A 22,464-nucleotide genomic window follows, 5' to 3' on the forward strand; every position below is an offset into this window, starting at 1 on the left:
TGCGACGTGTGCCTCATTCCTGCCATTGCGCCCAGCGACGCGACCTACTACGACACGTTTGCGTCCGAGCACCTCGCCACGGCGCTCTTCACCAAAGTGACTGTAACGATGACGTTGCGCTTTGCAGCCTTGGGGATGATCCTTGGCGCGTTGGTGTCGCCTGTAGCTGAAGGCTCGGCAGCAACAGCGCGAGCCATATCGACGATCGACTTATCAAAACCGTTTGCGACACGATCACCCTGGCGGTTCACCGCTACCCAGGGTGAGGATGTCGAGGGTTTGTCGGGCGAAGAAGCACCAGGACCGGTTTCGCTGTGCATCAGCAACAACAACGGTCAATCTTGCCGCCCCGACGCCGACGATATCCTCACGCCAGAGGAGGGGAAAGATGCGTTTTCCGAACCCCATGTTCTCGGCAACGTTGCACTCGTACATCCCAGTGACACAACGACCCTGCTGCTCGTCGAGATCGGCAGTTTCTCGGCCATGAACGGCGATCGACGGGTCGCAACGCAGCTGTTCGGATATGATCGCGGGCGGGATGTGTTTACTCGGGTTTACGCGCACGTGACACGCAAGAACAACAATCAGGAAATACGGTACATCGCCAAAGGCGTGCTCAGAGGATTCGTCATCTCGGCCGAACCGACCAGCGACGCACCGTTCGGTTTCTGGATCATCGTCAACCGGTCCGTCGCGTCGGGCGTCTACAAGCAGGTGCTGCGCTACCGCAGCGCGACGACGTACGGCGACGGAAACCGTCTGGCGGTGATCGACTCCGAGATGCCAGGTATCCAACGGCGACTCGGCTTGTGGAGGGTGGGACAGCCCTTGCCGCTGCCGCAGTCCGGCTGCGCCAATCCCCATATGCTGCATGGTGCATTGCGGTGTTGATGCCGTTGCAGTTTCCATCGCCTTTCGCCCGGTCGGATGGACGGTTGACCGCATTGCCTGATCAGAAATGCTAGGAGGAGAAAGATTGAGTAGGCTATCCCGTAGCGTAGTTGGGACGATTGCTTTGATCGGACCCATGGGGGTTGCAACAGCAGCCTTCGAACACTCGCGACACGGGGACGAGAGGAAGGGCTCTATTCGTGCCCCGACCGCGCACTCGACGCCGATGGACGCCCTTGCCGAAGCGATCCTTGCGTTTAGCCCTGAGGCCCGCTCGACCGGCTCTCCGACCATCGCGATGCTTCGGGCTAAGGCCTCTCAAGTCCGGTGGACGGATCCCCGTTCTCATACGGATAGAGACGGTCGGCAGGTCGGAACCCTGGCAGGCGGTACGGTGACAATTCCACGGAAAGCGACCGTGCCGGAGATGACTTTCGAATGGTACGCGCCGGAGGGGCAGCCACTGAACTTCAACCCGGTCAAAGCCTTTAGGAACGCCGGGTTCAAGGTGCAGGCCTTGTACTGCGCGTCGATGGTTTCGGACGGGACGAACTACTTCGTCGTGTCGGAACCGGGGAAGCGGCCAAGCTTTCTATCGGTCTATGCGTTCGACGCGCCAACGGCCACTTCGGTAGCAAGCTGGTCGATCAGCTACAGGCTGGACGGGTACATCCCATCGCTCGCCGAGGTGCAGAATGGTGGTGACCTGCTCGCGACCAGCGATTGTTCAACGGAAACCTTCGGGCGTGTCGAACAGATCAGTCATCCTAGCGCAGTCGCTTTGATGAAGAGCATGACATTGGGCTCAGGCACCAGGGCGCCGCGATGACGCGACGCCTGGCGAACAGAACCGATCGCAAGGGACCTGGCCAGGCAGGATTAGTCCGCGACCCCCGACGATCTGATCGGCAATGACGCTTACCGCATGCGGTAAGTATGCTGTCGGGCGATCGATAGGATCGCCGCAACACGTCCGTTTTCAGCTGTCTACACACCGCGCCAGTTGCCAAGCGTCATGGCTTGATCGAGGCACTTAGGAGTGTGCGTAAGCCCGTCCTGATTGTATCAGCCGCTGCCGGGAGGTGTTGCCGGGAACCGCGATGTGGGTGGCCGGGTCGTATTCCTTACCGATTCCGGGTGAGTCCGTCGGCACCCAAATCTCGACGACGGTGTTCGAATAACTGTTGGGCAAATAGCGAATCCAGTAGCCGTCGGGATGGTGGCTCCACCGCCCGGTAGGCACGCCGATGCTTCCCTCACCTAACGGCGCCATCCCAGCCAACACTGCGACGCGCTCCAGTTCACCATAGCTGGTTCCTGGCGTCGCCAGCATACGGCGCAAGTCGGCCTCAGCCTGCATGACGGCGCGCACCTCTCGTGGAAGGTTGTCCGTGATCGGGCCGGTTGTCAGCATATCGAACACACCGCGGTTCAGCCCGGCGAGCTGGCGGGGAGGCAGCAATTGTGCTGCAGCAATCTTCTGCTCGCTCGATAGATCCTCAATCTTGGCGCGAGACAGGATTGCCCACAGCAGCGCTTGTATCGTGTGCTGATCGATCTCGGGATGCTGAACCGAGTTCCGAACAATCGTAATCACAGCATCCTTTGCGGCACCAAGCGTTGGCCCGTACAGGTAGCCATCGCCCTTTCCTGGACCGTGCGTCCCGGCATGCAGGCGATAGCTCTGACCGTTGAAACTGAAATATCCCGGCTGCAGAACAAAACCGCCGTTTGGTGTATGTTGCAACCCGGACAACTCGCGCTTCGCCATACGTGGAACGAAGCTGTCTTGGCTGGGGTCGCCCCACCGGGCATCCGCCAGGCTGGTGGAAATAGGCTCTTTGCGAAGGCTTAGCATCGAGATGCCGGCTTTCTTCGCCAGACCTCCCAAAATACCGAACTGAGCATCGACTGGTGTGGCACTCACGGCGATCATAGAAATCGACGCTGCTGCTGCTACCCAAGCGGTACGTAAAGTCATTCGCCCCCAGTTCCCCAACCATAAGATCGTAATGTCGTAACGGCATCGAACTGACGTGGGAAGCCGGGGCATGCGACAGCAGGGCCATAATTCATAAAATCTTGGCCGATGGTGCAGGGCTAAGGGACAGGCAGAGCGATCGCCGTGAAGGCGGACGTACTAACATCTGACGGCGAGGCCGACCGGATTTGTGCCTCATCTGAACTATCAGCGGGAACTTCGTGGCTACCAGTCCCTATATATTGTTGCAGAGAACGATGTTGTCGCCACTGCTCTTGCAGAACCCTTCTTAGCCCGGCCGGCGTATCGATCAGGCCGAGACCCACGCAAAGCATTTTGCGTTGTCTCTGCCTTGAAGTCAGAACCGGCAAAGCCCAGCGGGGCATATGTGCTGCACCACTGGGCTTAGAACCTCATCGTCTCAGACGCGACCTTACGACTTGAGCGACTTGGCCATGTTAAGATGAGCGGCAACCGTGGGTGCCAAGCCCGACGCGAACGTCTTCAGCTCGGGAACATCGCCGGTTGCTGCATAACCCTTGAGCGTATCGAGGGTCTGCTGATGGCCTGCCACCTGGGCAGCGGCATACGCCGTGTCAAAGGCGGTGCCCTGCTTGGTCTTCAGGTCAGCGAGCTTCTGCTGCTGCTCAGCGTTGAGTGCCGGGTTGGGTGTCAAAGCTGGCGACAGCGTTGCCGTCAGTGCCTTCAGCTTCGCTGTCGAACCCTCATGAGCGGTGATCATCTGACCAGCGAACTTCTTCACTGCAGCAGATGCTCCGTTCGTTTCAGCCAGCTTCGAGGTCTCGATCTCGAACGCATCGCTTGCAGCCGCCATGTTTACGAAAGCCTGCCCACCCGACGCGGGTACTGCCATGGCATCATTGGTATTAGCTGCGTTTACGTCCATGGCAGTCGTGTTGGCATAGGTGCCGTTATCAACGGCGGTCGTATCTTCGGCCTTCTTGCCGCATGCGGCCAATGACAGTGCCGCTACCGATACCAGTGCCAAGGTCTTGAAGTTCATCATCGTCTCCATCTGCTCGCATATTGCCGCTGCCCGCTCAACGCGTGCCTTTGATGGACCGTTCCGCACCAGCAACAAGCTCCGGACCGATCGTAACGCGCGTTCGTTCTGGATGTCTGCCGGCACAGCTGCCGGCCTTATTGGGATACGGCAATGAGCATCTTCAGCACGATCATGAACAAGGTTTTCCACCACAACGCCGCGCCGGCCGCTGCACCAGTTCAGTCTCCCGCAGCTGCACCGCAAGCTGCACCACAAGCCGCGTCAACCGCGGCCGCTCAGCCCGCCCCAATGGCACCTCAGCAGTCCGTCGATGTCGGCGCGGTCCTTTCCGAGATGGCGGCGATGAAAGATGGCGGCGGCAACTACCAGAGCTCGATTGTCGATCTTCTGAAGCTGCTGGACCTGGATTCCAGCCTGACGGCACGCAAGGAGCTCGCGAGCGAACTGAACGTCCACGCTGCAGCCGACGGCTCGGCTGAGCAGAACATGGCCCTTCACAAGGCCGTGATGCAGAAGCTTGCTGATAATGGCGGTATCGTTCCAGACAGCCTGCGTAACTAACTCGCGCAATCCCGAGGGAGCTGCACGCTGCGCGGTTCCCTCCAGATCGATATCGACACGCTCCCGGCATTGAGGGGCAGACCCCATTTCTGGAGCCTCGGCCTTCTCGCTCATCGTTCCTTTTCGGGAAGAAGCTCAAGCGTTGAAGCGTCGCCATGAAGATCATGTCCGCCATGCTGTTGGTGTCGGTTGAAGCCCGCGCAGGCCCCGACATTGCAAGCACGGCCAAGTAAGAGTGAAGTAATGATAGACGCCGCAAACGTTATTGCCGTGGACCATACGGGCTTCGCCGTATCGTCTCTAGACGAAGCCGTTCGCTTTTGGACGGAAGCGCTCGGTTTCACACTTGAGCGGCAATCGGAGATGGGGGGCGATTTCCTGCATCAGGTGACCGGTGTCGATAATCCTAATGTCAAAACGGCGATCGTCAGGGCACCGGACGGCTATGTGGTCGAACTGTTGCAATATTCAAAAGGACGCCAGAACGGTGCGTTGCCCAACAGCGCGGGGGCAATCGGTGCGGCCCACCTGGCTCTGGCCGTAAACGATATCCATGCCGCTATTGCCCGCGTCGAGGCAGCAGGATGGAAGGCGAAGGGTAGTCCGTTGCCGATCGCGGGTGGGCCAAGGAAGGGAACGTTGGTGGCCTATGTTTCAGGCCCCGATCATATCACGATAGAGCTTATGCAGCCGCCAGCCCGTTAATGGGCCGGCGGACGTTTTCCCGCTTCACCATCCCTTTTGAGAAGGCTGCCGCTTCCTCAACCATCCGCTGACACTCGCCTGGGCGCCGACAATATCGATCGCCGGCATTAATGTACGACAAACAGGTGATTTCGGACGGCAGCCTCTCGATCGTCGTAAAACGCCGTCGCCAACCCCCACTGGCGTTTATCGTGTGATTTGCGTCGCCTAAAGAGCGTACTTGTCATTCCAATAGCTCCGTCGAGATGACGCCAGTTCGGCACAACGTTTTGAAACGGTTCGTTGCCAGGCTGGGTTTGTTTTTAGGAAGGTGATGCCAACCTACGATGCCAAAGGGCAGCCATATACCCGTCGCCTGTAAGGCGGTGGTAGCGGTCGCTTCCGTCGTCCCTTATACTCGGAAATTGTTAGGTCTTTGAACGGCGAAGGAAATCGCTGCAGACATAGAGCGGAGTGATGCGTGAGGGACTACCAAGAAGACGCACGGATCACGAACGAGCTAACGCGAGAAGACAACGGTCCGGACCCATTTTCATCTGCGGTTCGTGCAACCCGGATGCCGATGTTGATTACCGATCCGAGCAAGCCGGATAATCCCATCGTCTTCGTCAATGGCGCTTTTTCTAAGCTTACCGGTTTCGATCACGACGAAATATTGGGGCGTAACTGCCGGTTCCTGCAGGGCCCCCTTACCGATCGAGGCGAGGTCGACAGACTTCGCGAGGCGATTGTGGCGCGCGTTCCTATTGAGCTGGAACTGCTGAATTACCGCAAGGACGGTACGACATTCTGGAACCGGCTTCTCGTCTCCCCGGTTTTTAACGACGATGGCGATCTAACATACTATTTCGCATCTCAGTTCGATGTCACGCTCGAGCGCGAACGGCTCGCGAGGTTAGAGCGTGACCGAACTGATTTGCAGTCCGCCGTTGCCCGCCGCGAGGCCGAACTCATCGAAAGTGAGGAGCGTCTGCGCTTCGCGCTGAAAGCCGGTCGCATGGGTTCATGGAGCATCGATCTCCAAACGTCGCAGATGATTGCCTCGGATGGCTCGAAGGAAACTTACGGGCGACCGCTTTCCGAGCCGTTTACGTATGAAGATGCGATGACGGCCGTCCACCCGGACGATCGCGCCAGGCGCGACGAAGCGATGCAAGAGGCGATCGCTGACGGTAGCCTACTCGACGTCGAGTATCGCCTGCACACGCCTACCGGCGAAGAACGATGGGTGCAGATCCGCGGTCAGGCGAGTTACCGCGCCGACGGTACGCCATTGGCTTTGATCGGCGTGTTGCAGGAAATCACCGAGCGGAAGCGAGCCGAAGAACATCGCACGTTGCTTGCCAACGAGTTGAGCCACCGGGTGAAGAACAGCCTGGCGATGGTGCAAGCCATCGTCGGGCAGACCCTGCGCATGGCCACCTCGCTGGAGGAGGCAGGAGCGACGCTAGAAGCCCGCATTCAAGCCATGGCTGCCGCCAACGATCTGTTGGTCAACGAGCGATGGGAAAGCGCGTCATTGCGTAAGCTGCTCCAACGAACGCTCGCGCCATTCGGCATCGATGACGGAACGCATTTCGAACTCGATGGCCCTGACCTCAAGCTGCCGCCAGCTGTAGCGGTCGCTCTTGCTCTAGGCCTTCATGAAATGGCGACAAACGCCGCCAAATATGGGGCCCTTTCTCAAGAAGGCGGCGTTGTTCGCCTGTCATGGGAGATCGTCAATGGCTCGCGTCCGTATCGCTTGCATTTTACCTGGACGGAAGTGGGCGGCCCACCTGTGACCATCCCAACCCGTACTGGCTTCGGCACGAAATTGATCCAGCGCGTTCTTGCAAGCGAGATCGGCGGGAAAGCGGAGATCGATTACCAGCCGAACGGTGTGATTTTCAAAGTCATAGCGCCTCTACCCGAGACAAACGACGAGCCTGCCTGAGGCTCGAAGGACATAATCGAAGAGACCGATACGAATGCGAACGACGGATACAGGCATGAGCGGAATTGACGGCCCGGCCCCCTCTGAGGCCCGGCTTAGCGAGCTACGTCTCAAGGCTTTGATCGAGGCCAGTCCCGAGGTCGTTTACCGGATGAGCGCCGACTGGGGCGAGATGAAAGAATTGGCGGGGGGCGGGTTCCTGCCGGACACGAATGACTCAAGCCGCGCCTGGTTGCTGGACTACATCCCCGATCAAGATCAGGCGGTTGTATCAGCGGCTATCGACAAGGCGATCCAAACGAAGACGCTATTCAGTCTCGAACACCGGGTTCGTCGGGTGGACGGCGAGATAGGCTGGACGCTGTCTCGCGCAGTACCAATCCTCGACGATGATGGCGAGATTTTGGAATGGGCGGGTGCTGCGAGTGATGTGACAGCCCGCCGTGAGGCTGAGCAGCAGCTACGCGATCTGAACGCCAGCCTCGAGGATCGGATCAAGGAGCGCTCCGCTTCGCTCCACCTGTACCGCAACATCGTGGAATCGAACGCATCGCCCGTTGTAGCGTTTGATCACAATCTGCGCGTGATCGCCTTCAATCGAGCCCACGGCCAAGATTGGTTGCGTGTCTTTGGAAAAGAGGCGCAAATCGGCGACGTCATGCCCGACCTGGTTCCGGCGGACCAAGCGCAATCGCTTCGCAAGTTTATGCGCCGGGCACTCGAGGGCGAGAGCTTTGTCATAAAGGCAGTATTTGGTGATCCGGCACGGTGCCAGCCCACCTGGAGCGTTACATACAATCCGCTGCGCGACGAAAGCGGCGTGATCGTGGGTGCCTTCCACCATGCTGTTGATATTTCAACGCAAGTTCGAGCCGAAACTGAGTTGGCGGAAACGCAGGAGGTTTTGCGCCAATCTCAGAAGATGGAAGCCGTCGGTCAGCTGACGGGCGGCATTGCCCATGACTTCAACAACCTCCTGACGGTCATTCGCGGATCAGTGGATTTGCTCCGACGCGACAGTCTGACGCCGGAGCGGCGTGGTCGGTACATCGATGCAATCGGGGACACCGCCGAGCGGGCTGCAAAGCTAACTAGTCAGTTGCTGTCGTTCGCTCGTCGGCAGGCCCTGAAACCAGAGCTGCTCAACATCGAGAACAGCATCGAGCGCATCTTCGATATGCTCGACACGGTCACCGGTTGCCAGGTGCGTGTCACAATTGAGGTGTTGGATAGCCCCTGCATCGTGCGTGCAGATGCCGGTCAGTTTGAAACCGCTTTGGTCAATATGGCTGCCAACGCACGCGATGCCATGGATGGTCGAGGAACGTTGACTATCACGCTGGACTGTGCCAAGGAAATGCCATCGATCCGAGGCCATGGTGGTTCGCCAGGTCCCTTTGTCACTCTCCAGCTGCACGATACAGGCCCGGGCATAGCCGCGGACGACCTGCAGCGGATCTTTGAGCCGTTCTTCACGACGAAGGATGTTGGCAAAGGTACTGGCCTCGGCCTCAGCCAGGTCTTCGGTTTTGCCAAGCAGTCGGGCGGGGATATCGATGTTCGCAGCATAGTCGGAGAAGGAACGGTCTTCACCCTATACCTTCCTCAGGCCGAGGAAGCTGTCATTGCAGATCGCGTCATCGACCGGGATGACCAGTCACCGGACGGCCAAGGATTTTCCGTACTCGTTGTCGAAGACAATCTGGATGTCGGTCGGTTCTCGACACAAGCGCTCCAGGATTTTGGCTACGAAACCACGTGGGTTACGAGCGCAGAGGAAGCCCTGAATACATTAGGCAGTGGCAATTCTAGTTTCGACGCCGTTTTTTCCGACGTTGTGATGCCCGGAATGGGCGGAATCGAGCTTGCCAAGCGCTTAGCGGCGGAGATGCCAACAATGCCAGTCGTGCTGGCGAGCGGATACAGTCACGTTCTGGCGCAGGAGGGCGCCCATGGCTTCACGCTCGTGCAGAAGCCGTATTCGGCCGACAAGATCGCTAAGACGCTACGGAAGGCGATCGGTTAGCGTCGACGGTCGGCACGACTACCGGTTCCGTTACACTCTGTCAGGTCAGGCAACTGCTGCGGCACGGTGGCAAGAATAGCTGAATCGAAGACACTCTTCCTCTGAAGTTGCTAGCTGCCCAATCACACCTTTAGAATTACCAAACCTCCATTACAAAGTCTGAAAACTGGGAGAGCTGACGAGTCTGCCAAACAAGTGTCGCGAACATCTACTTGTTCAACCTTGAGGGCGGCAACGAATCGAGGCCGATCGTTCGCCTGCATTCGAAACATTCGACCGTAATGGCGCCCGCAGATTATAAACCATTACGCAGCCCGATCCTCATTTCCCCGCTGCACTTCACCGTCATCCTTGCGAATGAAACTGATCTTGCCCTGCGTCTCAAGGATCGCCCAAGCTACGTCCTTCATGTGCGCGATACCGGCCAGTCGCATTTCCGCCTCGACTTCGCCTCGCGTTATCCTGTCACGCCGCAGGTTCGCCGTGATCAGCTCACCATCGCGTATTACCACTTGAGGACGACCGTCGAGCAGCGTTTCCAGCCGCGGCGACAGATACGTCGCCCAGCTCATCACCAGCGCCCAGAAGGCGAAGGTCGCAATCGCGAGGATAGATCCGGTCAGGCTGAAGTCGTTGTGTGTCACGCCTTGCTGGACCAGATCGCCCATCACCACAATGACGACGAGTTCGAAAGGCGTAAGCTGGCCGATTTCGCGCTTCCCCAACAGGCGGAGCAGCAAGTATAGTGCAGCGAACGTGACGCTGGCGCGTAGGACGATATCCATTAGGGAAGCACCGGAATTGAAACCCGTTTCTCGGTCAGCCTGACATCGTCGTCGAGCAAGGTGATGGTCCCGACAATACGGCCGAGCAGCGGTGGATTGGTCTGGCCGTCAATTTTGATTTCCAGCGTCTCTCCCGTCTTAAGCGCGGCATAGCTGAAGCGGAACTGTCCGTCCTTGAAGCTCTCGTCGGCAGCAGCGGGAATGTGACTATTGATCGTGAGATCACGCCACAGCGATGCGTCGAAGCCGATGACAGGCTTCGCTATATCGCGCCGCGCGACCACGCGGATACGCGTTTCGAAGAAAAGCCCGCTCCGTAGCGGCCGGGCCAACTTCACCTCGAGCGATGCAGCTGGCGCCCTGACAACAGCAACCGGTGAGGGCGCACCACCAAGAATCCCCGTTATCGCGATTGCCACCAATCCGCCGAGGATCAAGAACGCGAGTGGGCTGGCATGTGCGCGCAAACCGTTGACGGTTTTGGCGTGGTTCGCGTCTATTCCGTCCGGGAAAGTTTCGTGTTTCTCCGCCATTGCGTCATTCTGCTTTTTCGTGGCGTACCTGGCAACCACCGGCACTTGTGCATGCTCGATAATTGATGTGGGCTAAAATGACATCGCGTCTGATTGCGAAGCCTGATCGGGAAGGCTGTCACTGGCCCTCTGCCCTCGAAAATCGTCGATCAGAAACTGCGCCTTACCGAGAGACCATGTCCTGCGGTGCAAGGCCGCGGTCCCGTTTGGATCTTTATCAAGAAGCCTAACGTCACCAGTATTTTGAGATTGCTCGAAGCTGATCGATCGCGTGCTGCGGCCCTTCGCCTTCCTCGGCATGTACCAGGCAATGCTCGATGTGATCGTTGATGAGAGCCCGCTTGGCGCTGGCGATGGCATTCTCGACCGCCTGGAGTTGCTGAGCGATATCGACCCTGACTGGCGGCCCCACCGTCCTCGCAGATGACGATGGCGGATCGTCCGGCGATGGAGCCTGCCCACTTCGGCATGGTCGCGACCGATCGGCGTAGGACCGCCGGAAGTGTATTTCGGACCGTGTCCGGACCCAGATCGATGACGATCGGAGCGTTCGGCGTCCCTGATGATACGGGCGAGCTTGTCCACGGTGATGGCATGTAGCGCAGGCATGATGCGCCCTCAGGTAGAAGGGACGCGATACTTCGGCCTGTCGCCTCGTGGGGAGATCGCAGTCCCCATGTCCGCAAAAGGCATTCCGCAGCTCGCTCTGTCAAGCCTCTCGTATGACCGTATCACCTGGGCATGTTGGCCGAGTTCCTGCCGAGGAGGGCGTTCGGAGCGCTCGCCGCCAGATGAGGTTCGGTGCCCAACCTAGTGCGCCGTCGAGACCGTGACTGGGGCGGCGAGCATCCACAGGGCCATCGCCACCATAATCACGTTCTCGGTAAGCGAAATGAAGCCGAGCGGCACGTTACTGTCCCCGCCCACGCAGGCGCATTTCAGCTTGCGCTTGTCGATATAGACGGCCTTGACCACCGACACGGCTCCAATCGTCCCGATAACGAGCGCGATGGGTACCGACAGCCGAGTTAGCGCACCGGAGATCATCAGCACGCCCGCACCACCTTCCGCGAAAGGGTAGATGTAGGAATAGGGAACCCAGCGTTTGGCGAGCAGATCGTAATTTAGGAACATGCTCGAAAAGCTCTCGACGTTCTGAAGCTTAAGCAGCGCCAGTACGCACATCGAGAAGGCGATGAACCATTCGCCCGCTCGGATCGTGAACGGCGTGCCTAGCACCGCATAGCTGGCAGCGAGCGCCATCAGTGCCGTCACTGCAAACAAGACGATTACTGGCCGGTAGGTTACGGCCTTGGGATCACGGACAGCCTTGCCGAAGAAGCGGCGCAGATCGTCATAGCCCCCCACTCGCTCGCCCGCGATGAAGGTCTGCGGCGTAGTCTTGACCCCATGCTTTGCCTTGAAGGCATCGGTTTCTTCGCGTGTTTTCAACCAGTGATCGTCCACCTGATACCCTTCGCGGCGCAGCAGGTCTTTCGCCTTGAGGCCATAGGGGCAGGTGTGTTCCGGCATCACCATCCGGTAGATCTTCGCCTGTCTGGCGGGGGCGGTCGTCATGTTGCTTCTCCAGCTTGTTTACCCCGCCTATATAGGGTCCGTACCATAGTACGGAGTCAAGGCATGGCAGGCATGACGATCGCAGGACTGGCGCGCGAGGGCGGCGTCGGCGTCGAAACGGTGCGCTATTATCAGCGCCGCGGCTTGCTCGACACGCCGGCCCGGCCGGACGGTGGCGGCGCGGGCGGCGGTATCCGGCGCTACGGTTCAGACGATGCGCGCCAGCTTCGCTTCATCCGATCAGCCCAAGCCGCAGGGTTTACGCTTGAGCAGATCGGCGAAATGCTGGCGCTGGACGCGACCAACGATCGCGCCCGAGCGCGCGAACTTGCCAATGAGCGCATCGGCGCGCTGGACGAGAAAATCACGGAGCTTGAGCGGGTACGCGCCTCGCTTCGCCGGCTCGCGCGCGAGTGCAGTTCCGGTTCGGAAGGCCCCTGCCCGATTTTAACAGCGTTCGATGATATCGACCGGTTGGACGCTGCGGCACTGACGGTCAGATGAGCGAGTTCGTGGACCGGCTCGAAGCGCGAGAACGGTTTTAGGTGTCACAACCGTTCGAGACTGTTGTGACACTGCCTACGATAAGCGGGTTTCTACAGGCTCGCAGGTGTCAAAAGCTAGTGTTAGAATGTCTGCTACGGGATCGGCGTTTTATAGCCCTCGATAACCGAAATATGGACCCGTACGAGCCCAGCTCGAGGTGAACAAACGGTCGCTTGCGCCATCCGAGCGCCCTGAGCGGCCGGGCCGTAATCCTTTCCTTTATCGCCGTTCAGCCGTCTGCTGTTTAAAAACCCAGTCGCAATCACGACTGTGCGACAAACTGGCGTTTTCCGACGGCATGCGGCGTGAAGAACCCGGCGAATTACGGAACGACTCAGAAAGGCAGCAACGGCCGACTTTAACGAAGGTCGCGGTCAGTCGCTGGCACCAAGGGGTGAGGTTGTTGGAACCCACACTGGACCATGACAGCGCCTCAATCGTTGTGCATACACTCCGTACGATCCAAGACTTAAAGGCCAGCTGTCACTTCAATGCCCCGCATTAATCCCGAAATCCTAGCATGGGCGCGCGAAAGCGCGGGATTGACGATTGAGGAAGCTGCGCGAGCTGTGGGGCTTAGCGGCGAAGGAGCAAGTGCGCGCCTTGCGGAGATGGAAACCGGTGATCGTGAACCCAGCAGGCCACAGCTCTTGAAGATGGCGGAACGCTATCGTCGGCCGCTCTTGACGTTTTACATGCCCGTGCCGCCAGCGCGCGGAGCCCGCACTCACGATTTTCGCACGCTGCCGCATCGAGAGGCAGGATCCGAAGCGATAATCGAAGCCTTAATTCGCGATGTAAAGCTTCGCCAAGCACTGGTTCGTGACGCTCTTGAAGACGCAGAGGAAGCGGAGGTGCTACCATTCGTCGCTTCCGTAAACGCGCGAAGCGGGCCGGACGCGCTTGCGACCGCCATGCGGGAGATGCTGCGGTTCGATCGCGCCACCTACCGCGGAGCTAAAAGCATCGAGCATGCCTTCGGTATGCTGCGCGACGCCGTGGAGGCAACAGGCGTCTACGTTGTTTTGATGGGAAACCTCGGCCATTTCCGGACCAATCTCAGCCCGAGCATTTTCCGCGGAATGGCGCTGGCGGATCCTGTAGCCCCCTTCATTGTCATCAACGAGACGGACTCCAAGTCTGCATGGCCGTTCACTCTGCTTCATGAGCTTGGCCATATTTTACTCGGTCAGAGCGGGATCAGTGGCTATGAAAGTGGGCAGATGATCGAGCGCCTGTGCGATGACGCGGCCGCACGCTTCTTGCTCGATCGAGACGAGCTGCAGGCGCTCACCGACTTCAACGATAACGTCGAGGACATGGTTGCCGGGATTGGGGTCTTCGCAAACGCTCGCAAGGTTAGCCGCAAGATGGTGGCCTATAACATGCTCAAGGTGGGGACCATCGACGCAACGTTATATCGCCGCCTTGCTGAACGCTTTGATGAGGATCGCCGGGACTTCCCTAAGAAGCCGACTGGCGGCAGCGGTCCGGACTATTACGTCGTCCGACGCCATCGGGTTGGCTCCGGCTTGGTTAACCTTGTCAACCGCATGCTGGCAGGAGGTGCCCTCACGAGCACGAAAGCCGGCAAGGTCCTTGGCGTGAAGCCGACGGCCGTCGGCCGCATGACTGAGCGCGCGGGTTAAGGGGCGTCGGTTGCTATACCTCCTCGACGCTGACACGCTTATCAAAGGCGACCGTGAAGCTTACCCGTTGAAGCGATTCCCGATCTTTTGGGACTGGCTCCGTCACCAAGGTGAGCTCGGCAACGTGAAGGTGCCGGTGGAGCAGTATGAAGAGGTCACGGCGGGCCGGGGCGAGATCGTCGACTGGCTGTGCGATGCCAACGTTCGGGCCGCACTGCTGCTCGATGAAGAGGCTGACATTGACCTTGTCGCGGATACAACGCTCATCGGCTATGGCGAGTTGGACGAAGACGGGCTTTCGTTCGTTGGCCGCGATCCTTTTTTGATCGCTTACGCCCGACTGGTACCTAGCGAACGAATTGTAGTGTCATTTGAGATTTCTAAGCCAAGCAAGGTGGGCAAAAACCGAAAGGTGCCGGACGTATGCAAGGACTTCGGTATTCAGAGCTGCACGCTATTCGCGATGATCGACGCTTTAGACTTCACTACGAGCTGGCAGGTATAAGCCTTGGCAAGGTCCGCCTGAGCTACCGCTTTATCAGCTCATGAACCCTCGCCTGCTGCACTTCTTCCGACACTAATGACGGTGACGGAACGCCGAAGGGTTTTACAACACCCCCAACAGTGCGGACGTTCTCGTTTTACCCCTCGCGAGGTCCCAGCACATTCAGCACGTGTCGCTAATCATGTGTTTTGCGTCGCCTAATAGGCGTTTGGGCCGCTAGCGTGCCGGCTTCTGACAGCAAATATAACACCTGCAACTCCAATCCTCTGGCTACATATTGAGCAACCGGGGCTTATCAACGCGCGCATCATCTATTGGATGAGTATCTCGCGATGAGCCGCGCACGGATGCCGGCCATCGTGTCCTCGGCACCGCGCGCTGCCAAGCGGAGTGGATCCGGCACCGTCGCTCGGGAAATAGTGAAGGTTCCCGATGACGATCGTGCGGCGAGAGCCAAATCTCGCTGAGCGCCCCTCCCGATAGGCGTCAAGCCACCAGGCGTTCAGCCATGATGGCGATCATAGCTGCATTCAGCGTCAGCCTATTACCGCTGTTCTCCTCAATCACGAGATAGCTTTGCGTGCGCCTAAGTGGATCAAGTCCGTTCCAGCGACGCAGGCATTCGCCTAGCGTTGCCTTCCAAGGCTGATGGATGGTTTCGATCAGTTCGGCGCGATTGTCTGGATCGGTGATGGGCATGCCGCCGCCATAGTCCAGTTTGCTGAACGCTCTGCTAACGCTGCCGCGCACTTCTGCATCTCGTAGATCGGCGTTGTCAGCAACCGCGAACGCACGTGTGTTGCGGGAGGTGTAGCAGCTGCCGTTATCGGTCTACCACTTGATTGGCTCGGGCACGCGGTTCAGACCGCACATGCCTCTTAACCGCCTGTAAAGCATATGCTAACCATAGGCTCAAACGGTGTTAAAACACTATTGGCCTATGATTTCTAGCGGAGGCAGACGAGAAGGCCGATCGGGTATGACATACGTTCCTCCAACGATAAGTATGCCCCGTCATGTGAAGCCCACTGCAACCGTTGCAAGCGTCGTGTTATGCCTGGCTCTCGCCGGGATCCTTGCGATCTTGCTTGCCGGACTCTCAATGAATTCCGATGCACTGAACACGCAAAGGCAGCTAATTGACAATGCTGTCAGCCAAGACGTGGTGGAAGCCTTAAACGAAATTCAGAGTATCGCATTTTGGGACGTCGCGGCCGAGAAGACCACGACATCGGTTATGGATGTTGACTGGTTTAACAATGAAATCGGTCAATATCTCAGCAAGGTGAACGGACACGATGCCGTCTGGATCCTCGATCAGGATAACAAGCCAGTCTACGGTTACGAAGGCGGTCGGCAGCTTCCCCCCTCTTCACTTCAACCTTACGGCGGCGAATTAGCAGAACTGGTCAGGATCGTGCGCAGCGGCAAAGAGGACGGTCGCCGCATACGCGACGCGAACATTGAAACACATCGTGGAGCGTACCCTGGCTCCCTCGGCAGCAACTCGCGTGGCCGTTGGAGTTCGCATATCATCGGGGATGCCGGCGAGGCTGTGATACTAACGGTCATGACGATCGTGCCAGTCACTGAACGTGTGGTCTTGCGGCAGCGACCGCATTTGCTCGTCAGCGCCGTCAAAATCAATGAGCAGCGCATTCAGACCTATGCCGACACGTTGCTGATCAACGGGCTTCATGTAAGACCGCTAACGTCCTCGCATAAATTTTCGGGCACATATATTTTAACAGATGATAAGGGCCAACCGATCGTCCAACTTGTATGGGCCTCCCGCCGACCAGGCCGGATCCTCTTACAATACGTCTTGCCGCTCTTCGTCATCGTTACCGCGATCGCCGCATTTCTGCTAGTCGCAACATTCCGCCGAATGCAGAAAATGACAATCTCGCTGATTGACAAAGAGCGAGAGGCAAGTTTCCTTGCCAACTTTGATTCGCTATCTTCGCTTCCCAATCGTCGTCTCTTCATGCAACACTTCAACAAATTGCTTGCTCCCCACCTGATTGACTCAAATCCCGCAATGGTAGCATTTTGCGACATCGATAACTTCAAGACCGTCAATGACACGTGGGGCCACGAGGTTGGCGATGTTCTCATCAAGACGGTCGCCAAACGATTGCGAAATGGTTTCCCGGACAGTGTTCTCGTCTCGCGCTTCGGCGGCGACGAGTTTGCTCTGGTGCATGCGGAGAAGTGGCTATCGGTAGAGGACTTTGGAAATCGCATACAACGCGCTTTCGCAGAGCCTTTCGATCTTGCAGGAAAGCCGTCACGCATTGGCGTATCGGTCGGTATTGCGATTGCACCAGATCACGGCCGCGGAAGCAGCGAGTTGCTACGCAACGCTGATATTGGCCTGTACGAGGCCAAGGACGGCGGCCGCGCGCGTTGCGCAGTGTATCACCGCGGCATGCACGACCAGATCGTTGTGCAGAAGGAACGTGAAACGCGGATTCAGGATGCGCTCGAAGCCAGCCGCTTCGAACTCCACTACCAACCCATCGTCGATATCCGCAGCGCCTGCGTCTGCGGCATGGAAGCCCTGCTGCGCTGGCCGGCGGACGATGCGGCAGCGATGCCGCCAGCAGAATTCATCCCGATCGCCGAGCGAGCGGGACTGATGCCCATACTTGGGGACTGGATCATCTCACAGGCCTTCCGTGATTCCCTGCGGTGGCCGGGGCTATGGGTTTCTATCAACCTGTCACCGCTGCAGATCAGCACCGCTGGCCTGATCAATACCCTTAGTCGCGAACTACGCATAAGCGGCGCTGACCCTGCGCACATAATGTTCGAGATAACGGAGGGTCTCCTTCTGAATTCAACTGCCGATACCCGGAAAACCTTTGACGCCATTCGAGCTATGGGCTTCAAGATCGGTCTCGACGACTTTGGAACGGGCTATTCAAGCCTGAGCTACCTCCAAGACTTTACCTTCGACAAACTTAAGATAGACCGCAGCTTCATCTGCGACGGCAAGCTGCAGGACCCGCGCTCTGCTTCCTTGGTGAAAGCCGTCATCGACGTTGGCCGTGCACTCGGCATCGAAGTGGTGGCCGAAGGCGTCGAGTACCTTAGCGAAGCGCGGATTCTTCAGGCGCTCGGTTGCTATCAGTTCCAGGGGTGGCTTTACGGACGAGCGCTTCCACCTATCAAAGCAACTGACCATGTACGAGAATTGAACACACTTGTATCCCAGGGGTTCACCGTCGATCCGGTAGCGTCGCTACGCGTGGCGAAATAGCAATTCGTATCTCACAAATCTTGCTCTCGCGACTGGTGGCAGGTGCGATGTTGACGGGATCGGTCTCGACCACGTCATCAGCCCAGCTTCCCACATCACGAATTGACGTCGATGAACCAAGGGACATCATCGTGACCGCACAGCGTCGATCGGAGCGTCAAATAGACGTACCGGCCGCGATCACTTCCTTGTCCGGAAAAGGCTTCGACGCAGCGGATTTGGGTGATACCAAGGCAGTTATACGGTTCACGCCCGGTTTTTCCGGCTTCGCAGAGAACAACTTCGTCGACGGCATCGCCATTCGCGGCATCGTTTCAAACGACTACGGGCTTGGTGGCGACCCCTCGATTGGAATTTTTCGAGACGGCGTTCACCAAGGTCGGACAGGTTCGGTGATCACCACCGCCTATGATTTGGAACGCGTTGAGGCGCTACGCGGGCCGCAGGTGTTCCTGTTCGGTCGCAATGCGATTTCCGGAGCTCTGGCAATCGTCACCAAGGCGCCCGAACCGGACGCGGCCGAAGGCTACGTGACGATCCGTGCGGGCACTAGGCACCGCTTTGAGGTTCAGGGGGCTTACAACGCCGCTTTAGGCGATGGTTGGGCGCTTCGCGCGGCCGTTGATCGGGAAACCGAGAGAGGATCGTCACAAAATGCGAGCTTCCCGAATGCGAAACAATTGGGATCCCGCGACGTGGCCGCAACTCGTGTATCACTGCTTCATCGGGGCAATGACACGACGGTACGGCTTACGGGTGAATATGACGACCGCGAACTTGGCGGCACACCGCATCGCGCTAGGATCAACGATGCGGCGGTGATTGACCTGCTACGCGAACTGAATCCACAACTGGAGATCCGGGGCGGTCGGCGGGACGTCGACAGTGATCTATCGAAGCTGCGTGACCACAGCCGTGTCGGATCGCTAACCCTACGGATCGATCACGATGCAGGCTCGGTGACGCTTGCCTCGCTGACCGGACTACGTGCTCATCGCTATCGGTATCTTGAGGACTACGACGGCACACCCTTGGTCATCGATTCGTTCGGCGTCAGACAGCACGGCGACTATGCCAGTCAGGAGTTCACCGCCGTCTCGACGGGCAAAGGTCCGCTGCAATGGGCGGCAGGCATTTCGGCTTACCATGAGCGCGTGAAAGGCAGTTATACCAACGGCATATCGGAGAAGATCGTCTGCGGCCCAGGCTATGGATATCCGGACTGCAACCAGTTGGTGGCGGACATCTATGGCAGCGATCGGGTCTTTGTACCTGCGGCGGACGGCATTCTGACCGACGTGAACCGCGCCAAAGCGGCCAACTGGGGTATCTCGGCCTACGGGGCGGTGGATTGGAAGGCCAGCCCGGATTTCACGATCGGAGCAGGTGCTCGCTACACGTGGGATCACAAGCGGTTCGATCTCGACGTGCCGCAAGTCGCGAGCACGTTGGGAAATGTTTGGCTCTCGACCTACTTCACTGGCGGTTACGTCCGGGCGGCACAGGCTTGGGACGGCGTTTCGCCGCGCGTCTACGCACGTTGGGCCCCAAACCATGACTGGACGATCTATCTAAGCGCTACCAAGGCCATGAAGGCGGGAGGGTTTGGAACGTTCAGCCTCGTCGCCTCCGAACCGCTTGATGATTACGATCTCGTTCCCGCCGGCACAAAGCCCGACGACTATGGTAAGGAAACGGTCCGCAGCGTTGAGCTGGGCGTGAAAGGCCGACTTCCTGACGGTCGCGGCACCGCCGCCATTACGGCTTTTCACTACATCTACAACGACCTGCAGGCCAACGTCTTCGATCCGGTGCTCCGCAGTACGCAGGTCATCAATATCGGTAGGGTCCGGGGCACCGGCATTGAGGCGGAGGCGGCGCTGCGGTTTGGCCGTCACGTCAGTCTGGCGCTCACCGGCGCCTGGACGCGTACGGTTAAGACCGGCGATCGCGGCTGCACGCTTTCCGACTGCGGTGGTCTAGGCAATCCTACGCTAACCACGAGCGCGATTTTGCGCCTACAAACGCCACTTCGAAACGGCGAATTGTACGTGCAGAGCGAGGCGTTCTACGCCAGCCGCGCACGGGGCTCGTTCGACGACCGGGGCTTTGGGCGGGTGCCTGTCTGCGCCCGAGGCGACGTGCGGCTGGGATATGCTGGTAATGCAGAATGGAGTTTGGAAAGCTACGTCCGCAACGTGACGAACTCGCTGTGCTACGCCGGTGCCGACAACGGCGGAGGGATCTCGCCAGCCACTCTGTGGGGCCCGATCCTTGCGCGCACCGCGGGACTAGCACTTACGCGACGCTTCTAGGTCCTGTTCTTCCCGTCCCGTATCCCGTGCTCCAGAAGGAATGGGATCTTGACTAGTCCGCATTGCTTAGTTGATAACGGATGATTGAGCGCGCCTGCGTGGTCGCAGGCTTTCGAACCGCGATGGAGGTCAGGCTCGGCCTGCGCCGATCAATTATACCAGACGTTCGGCTCCACATAGCTTCCCATCCCTCTCTCGAGATCGATCGCCACAGGCGCCAGCCCGCCCGCGATAGGGTAGTTCCCGGACCGTTCGTAAAGCTGACCCGACCACGCCTCCCAAAAACCGACCGGTTTCTCGATGACCATGGATTTGCGGCAAAGACTGACCATGCGCCCCCCCGCCCTCTCATGACTTCGCAACCATGGATCGTAGAGCCGACCATCCTCCCGCCGCAATATTGCGTAGTCCGCGATATCCATATCGAGATGCTGCTCAAGCATGGTCGGCCGCACTGGGAGAAACGGCTTGCCCAGGCCCTTGCTCTCTACAAGGTTGCGCATCGCACCGAGCACCACGCGGGCCAACCCACGATTACGATGTGCGTCCGGTACGGAAACAGAGAGGCCCACCACCATGTTCGGTGCACAGCTAGTCGTTTCGGCAGCGCACTGAAGCGCCCAATCCCAGCCACGCTCCGGCAAGTTAGACGGATCGTCGTAAAACATCGGGACGAGGTTGCCAGTTGCCACGACATAGTCACGAACACGATCGATAACGGCAATTTGATATTCCGGATATCGCTCCATCAGATCAAAGTAATTAACGAACGGCTCTGAGAAGTTCAAAAACCCCATTCGAGACCAGACAGCTTTCTCCATTTCATCAGCCGCATTCGCTACCTTACCCGATTCGGCGAACGTCGTTATTAGAAGGTTATCCATCATCTAGTATCATCCTTTTCGGTTCCTTGTGTTTGTACCATAGATGGTTAAAGTCTGATTAAGAATACTTGATGGCATAGAGGCATGTAATATATTACCGGCTGTGGTTCATCCACCGCATTCCCACGCTCACCTAAGTACAACCAAATCTAAAGCATTTTAAAGGTATAGGCCGTCAGTACCGACATAAATACGCCGGAGCACAAATGATAAAACCGGTTCCCCTAATGTGGCTGCACGTGGTCCGACTGAGGATCAGCAACCAGCGGATCGGCCAGTGACCGTTACGATTAGCGATTGTTCTGCAGCGATATTGCTTTACCACGGGGTGGACCCGGAGCAGTTCGCTGTCGTGCGAGCAGTTTCACGTACGAATGCGATCGAGATAAGCGAGGTGTGTCTTGTTGACGGTCACCTAGCGCTAACGATCCTGCTGCCGATGCCGTACGGCTCAAGACGCATGACTGTTATTACGGGTAAGAACGCCAGCATATCTCTTCCGGGCATGGAGTTGTCGCCTGAAGTCGCCGCTGCGGCCGTCGGACGTCCCGTAGGACGTCTCCTTGGTCATCCGGCATTAGAAAACCTTACGGAAGTCCTCGTAACCGAAGTCTTGCAAGTCGTCGGGGTCGGCCAGCGCCCGACTACGATCCTGCGGTTTAAAGATCCGGTCAAGCTACTTAACGCCACAGATATCGCGACGCGGTCATATAATTAGAGGTCTCGCACTACCGGTCCGTACTTGCCGAAACGTAACTACTGATATGATAGCGGGATAGTATCGACGTATAGGCGGACAAGGGACGCGGATCTGCCGCCCATTCTTCCATTCTATGACATGAGGAACAAAAGTCCCTATGACCGCGTTTGATTTGGCAATCCAACCCACTTTGTCGCGCGTCCATAGACTATCTGACTTCCAAGCTGGTACCTTATGGCGGTTAAAATTTTCCACTATTTTGGTATTTGATGCGCCTATTAAGCAAGTGAAAATATATCTCTAACTATATTTACCCTCACTGGTATTATTGAAAATGTGTTGTCATTCGTATTAAGTGAAAGCCAACTTGGACAGCTGGATGTGATCGGCCCGGACTCTGCAATCGCCCTTTTCGCGCTCCAACTTGCCTTCCCCCTAAATGACTTTAACTCGCTTTCTTCGTTCGCACGAATAAGGTTTATCAGCGCGTATATCAAACCCATCGGGTCTCGACGTAACTCATCGATCGAGTAAGTTCGCCGATCGGATAGTGTGACAATCGTTATCCCAGCAA

The 22,464-nt window shown here is 57.9% G+C and carries 22 protein-coding genes; 13 read left to right on the forward strand and 9 right to left on the reverse strand.

The window, feature by feature from the left end:
- Positions 1-6: 6 nt before the first annotated feature.
- Positions 7-894 (forward strand): hypothetical protein, encoded by an 888-nt coding sequence (locus tag IFT54_RS19430; protein WP_192071859.1) that lies wholly within the window; start codon positions 7-9, stop codon positions 892-894.
- 418 nt (positions 895-1,312) lie between these two features.
- Positions 1,313-1,723, forward strand: a complete 411-nt coding sequence (locus IFT54_RS19435) for a hypothetical protein (RefSeq protein WP_192071860.1) — start codon at positions 1,313-1,315, stop codon at positions 1,721-1,723.
- A gap of 204 nt (positions 1,724-1,927) precedes the next feature.
- Here the strand turns inward: IFT54_RS19435 and IFT54_RS19440 are convergent, their stop codons facing one another.
- Together IFT54_RS19440 and IFT54_RS19445 are read right to left on the reverse strand one after the other, a co-directional pair.
- Complete coding sequence (locus tag IFT54_RS19440) at positions 1,928-2,875, reverse strand: hypothetical protein (RefSeq protein WP_192071861.1); 948 nt, start codon at positions 2,873-2,875, stop codon at positions 1,928-1,930.
- 433 nt (positions 2,876-3,308) lie between these two features.
- Positions 3,309-3,899 (reverse strand): DUF4142 domain-containing protein, encoded by a 591-nt coding sequence (locus IFT54_RS19445; protein ID WP_244655087.1) that lies wholly within the window; start codon positions 3,897-3,899, stop codon positions 3,309-3,311.
- Here IFT54_RS19445 and IFT54_RS19450 point away from each other — a divergent pair.
- The 5 genes from IFT54_RS19450 to IFT54_RS19470 all read left to right on the forward strand — a co-directional run bounded on the left by IFT54_RS19450 (position 3,889) and on the right by IFT54_RS19470 (position 9,130).
- Entirely contained in the window at positions 3,889-4,056 is a 168-nt protein-coding gene (locus IFT54_RS19450) for a hypothetical protein (RefSeq protein WP_192071879.1), read from the forward strand. The genes IFT54_RS19445 and IFT54_RS19450 overlap by 11 nt on opposite strands.
- The gene (locus tag IFT54_RS19455; protein WP_192071863.1) at positions 4,053-4,463 is read left to right on the forward strand and encodes a DUF3597 family protein; all 411 of its coding nucleotides are present in this window, start codon (positions 4,053-4,055) and stop codon (positions 4,461-4,463) included. Before IFT54_RS19450 ends, IFT54_RS19455 begins: the two co-directional genes overlap by 4 nt.
- A gap of 243 nt (positions 4,464-4,706) precedes the next feature.
- Positions 4,707-5,168 (forward strand): VOC family protein, encoded by a 462-nt coding sequence (locus IFT54_RS19460; RefSeq protein WP_192071864.1) that lies wholly within the window; start codon positions 4,707-4,709, stop codon positions 5,166-5,168.
- 460 nt (positions 5,169-5,628) lie between these two features.
- A complete protein-coding gene (locus tag IFT54_RS20965) occupies positions 5,629-7,104 on the forward strand; it encodes an HWE histidine kinase domain-containing protein (protein ID WP_192071865.1) in 1,476 nt (491 codons plus the stop codon).
- Positions 7,105-7,159: 55 nt separating this feature from the next.
- Positions 7,160-9,130: a hybrid sensor histidine kinase/response regulator gene (locus tag IFT54_RS19470; protein WP_192071866.1), complete on the forward strand. Its 1,971-nt coding sequence runs from the start codon at positions 7,160-7,162 to the stop codon at positions 9,128-9,130.
- 305 nt (positions 9,131-9,435) lie between these two features.
- On the opposite strand, the gene IFT54_RS19475 is transcribed toward IFT54_RS19470, so the two are convergent.
- The 4 genes from IFT54_RS19475 to IFT54_RS19490 form a co-directional block, all read right to left on the reverse strand.
- Entirely contained in the window at positions 9,436-9,915 is a 480-nt protein-coding gene (locus tag IFT54_RS19475) for a DUF421 domain-containing protein (protein ID WP_031392972.1), read from the reverse strand.
- On the reverse strand, positions 9,915-10,448 hold the full coding sequence (locus tag IFT54_RS19480) for a hypothetical protein (protein ID WP_192071867.1): 534 nt from the start codon (positions 10,446-10,448) through the stop codon (positions 9,915-9,917). The genes IFT54_RS19475 and IFT54_RS19480 overlap by 1 nt, the downstream gene beginning before the upstream one ends.
- Positions 10,449-10,680: 232 nt before the next feature.
- Complete coding sequence (locus IFT54_RS20970; RefSeq protein ID WP_192071868.1) at positions 10,681-10,860, reverse strand: metal-sensing transcriptional repressor; 180 nt, start codon at positions 10,858-10,860, stop codon at positions 10,681-10,683.
- 398 nt (positions 10,861-11,258) lie between these two features.
- Entirely contained in the window at positions 11,259-12,026 is a 768-nt protein-coding gene (locus IFT54_RS19490) for a glutaredoxin family protein (protein WP_192071869.1), read from the reverse strand.
- Positions 12,027-12,098: 72 nt separating this feature from the next.
- Here IFT54_RS19490 and IFT54_RS19495 point away from each other — a divergent pair, with 72 nt between their 5' ends.
- From IFT54_RS19495 to IFT54_RS19505, 3 genes are all read left to right on the forward strand, one after another.
- Entirely contained in the window at positions 12,099-12,530 is a 432-nt protein-coding gene (locus tag IFT54_RS19495) for a MerR family DNA-binding protein (RefSeq protein WP_446740689.1), read from the forward strand.
- A 533-nt stretch (positions 12,531-13,063) separates the two neighbouring features.
- Positions 13,064-14,221 carry an ImmA/IrrE family metallo-endopeptidase gene (locus IFT54_RS19500; RefSeq protein ID WP_192071871.1) on the forward strand — a complete coding sequence of 386 codons (1,158 nt, stop codon included), beginning with the start codon at positions 13,064-13,066 and terminating at the stop codon, positions 14,219-14,221.
- A 10-nt stretch (positions 14,222-14,231) separates the two neighbouring features.
- Positions 14,232-14,726 (forward strand): DUF4411 family protein, encoded by a 495-nt coding sequence (locus IFT54_RS19505; RefSeq protein ID WP_192071872.1) that lies wholly within the window; start codon positions 14,232-14,234, stop codon positions 14,724-14,726.
- A 486-nt stretch (positions 14,727-15,212) separates the two neighbouring features.
- Here IFT54_RS19505 and IFT54_RS19510 read toward each other — a convergent pair whose 3' ends face one another.
- The gene (locus tag IFT54_RS19510; RefSeq protein WP_192071873.1) at positions 15,213-15,425 is read right to left on the reverse strand and encodes a hypothetical protein; all 213 of its coding nucleotides are present in this window, start codon (positions 15,423-15,425) and stop codon (positions 15,213-15,215) included.
- A 403-nt stretch (positions 15,426-15,828) separates the two neighbouring features.
- On the opposite strand from IFT54_RS19510, the gene IFT54_RS19515 reads away from it, so the two are divergent.
- Positions 15,829-17,991, forward strand: coding sequence for a bifunctional diguanylate cyclase/phosphodiesterase (locus IFT54_RS19515; RefSeq protein WP_192071874.1), 2,163 nt, complete (start codon positions 15,829-15,831; stop codon positions 17,989-17,991).
- Between the two features lie 131 nt (positions 17,992-18,122).
- Entirely contained in the window at positions 18,123-20,306 is a 2,184-nt protein-coding gene (locus tag IFT54_RS19520; RefSeq protein ID WP_192071875.1) for a TonB-dependent receptor domain-containing protein, read from the forward strand.
- 149 nt (positions 20,307-20,455) lie between these two features.
- Here IFT54_RS19520 and IFT54_RS19525 read toward each other — a convergent pair whose 3' ends face one another.
- Positions 20,456-21,193, reverse strand: coding sequence for a transferase (locus tag IFT54_RS19525; RefSeq protein WP_192071876.1), 738 nt, complete (start codon positions 21,191-21,193; stop codon positions 20,456-20,458).
- 274 nt (positions 21,194-21,467) lie between these two features.
- On the opposite strand from IFT54_RS19525, the gene IFT54_RS19530 reads away from it, so the two are divergent.
- Positions 21,468-21,908, forward strand: coding sequence for a hypothetical protein (locus tag IFT54_RS19530; RefSeq protein WP_192071877.1), 441 nt, complete (start codon positions 21,468-21,470; stop codon positions 21,906-21,908).
- Here IFT54_RS19530 and IFT54_RS21050 read toward each other — a convergent pair.
- The gene (locus IFT54_RS21050) at positions 21,897-22,184 is read right to left on the reverse strand and encodes a hypothetical protein (protein ID WP_446740690.1); all 288 of its coding nucleotides are present in this window, start codon (positions 22,182-22,184) and stop codon (positions 21,897-21,899) included. The two genes, IFT54_RS19530 and IFT54_RS21050, sit on opposite strands and share 12 nt — an antisense overlap.
- Positions 22,185-22,464 lie beyond the last annotated feature (280 nt).

The sequence above is a fragment of the Sphingomonas sp. CFBP 13714 genome, assembly GCF_014842205.1.
Classification (GTDB): domain Bacteria; phylum Pseudomonadota; class Alphaproteobacteria; order Sphingomonadales; family Sphingomonadaceae; genus Sphingomonas; species Sphingomonas aerolata.

Bases quoted from the DNA above. Each gene is read 5' to 3' on its own strand.
- IFT54_RS19440 (WP_192071861.1), bottom strand. From the start codon at position 2,875: ATGACTTTACGTACCGCTTGGGTAGCAGCAGCAGCGTCGATTTCTATG.
- IFT54_RS19525 (WP_192071876.1), bottom strand. From the start codon at position 21,193: ATGATGGATAACCTTCTAATAACGACGTTCGCCGAATCGGGTAAGGTA.
- IFT54_RS19495 (WP_446740689.1), top strand. From the start codon at position 12,099: ATGACGATCGCAGGACTGGCGCGCGAGGGCGGCGTCGGCGTCGAAACG.
- IFT54_RS19475 (WP_031392972.1), bottom strand. From the start codon at position 9,915: ATGGATATCGTCCTACGCGCCAGCGTCACGTTCGCTGCACTATACTTG.
- IFT54_RS19490 (WP_192071869.1), bottom strand. From the start codon at position 12,026: ATGACGACCGCCCCCGCCAGACAGGCGAAGATCTACCGGATGGTGATG.
- IFT54_RS19460 (WP_192071864.1), top strand. From the start codon at position 4,707: ATGATAGACGCCGCAAACGTTATTGCCGTGGACCATACGGGCTTCGCC.
- IFT54_RS19445 (WP_244655087.1), bottom strand. From the start codon at position 3,899: ATGAACTTCAAGACCTTGGCACTGGTATCGGTAGCGGCACTGTCATTG.
- IFT54_RS19500 (WP_192071871.1), top strand. From the start codon at position 13,064: ATGCCCCGCATTAATCCCGAAATCCTAGCATGGGCGCGCGAAAGCGCG.
- IFT54_RS19455 (WP_192071863.1), top strand. From the start codon at position 4,053: ATGAGCATCTTCAGCACGATCATGAACAAGGTTTTCCACCACAACGCC.
- IFT54_RS19480 (WP_192071867.1), bottom strand. From the start codon at position 10,448: ATGGCGGAGAAACACGAAACTTTCCCGGACGGAATAGACGCGAACCAC.
- IFT54_RS19515 (WP_192071874.1), top strand. From the start codon at position 15,829: ATGAATTCCGATGCACTGAACACGCAAAGGCAGCTAATTGACAATGCT.
- IFT54_RS19470 (WP_192071866.1), top strand. From the start codon at position 7,160: ATGAGCGGAATTGACGGCCCGGCCCCCTCTGAGGCCCGGCTTAGCGAG.
- IFT54_RS19510 (WP_192071873.1), bottom strand. From the start codon at position 15,425: ATGCCCATCACCGATCCAGACAATCGCGCCGAACTGATCGAAACCATC.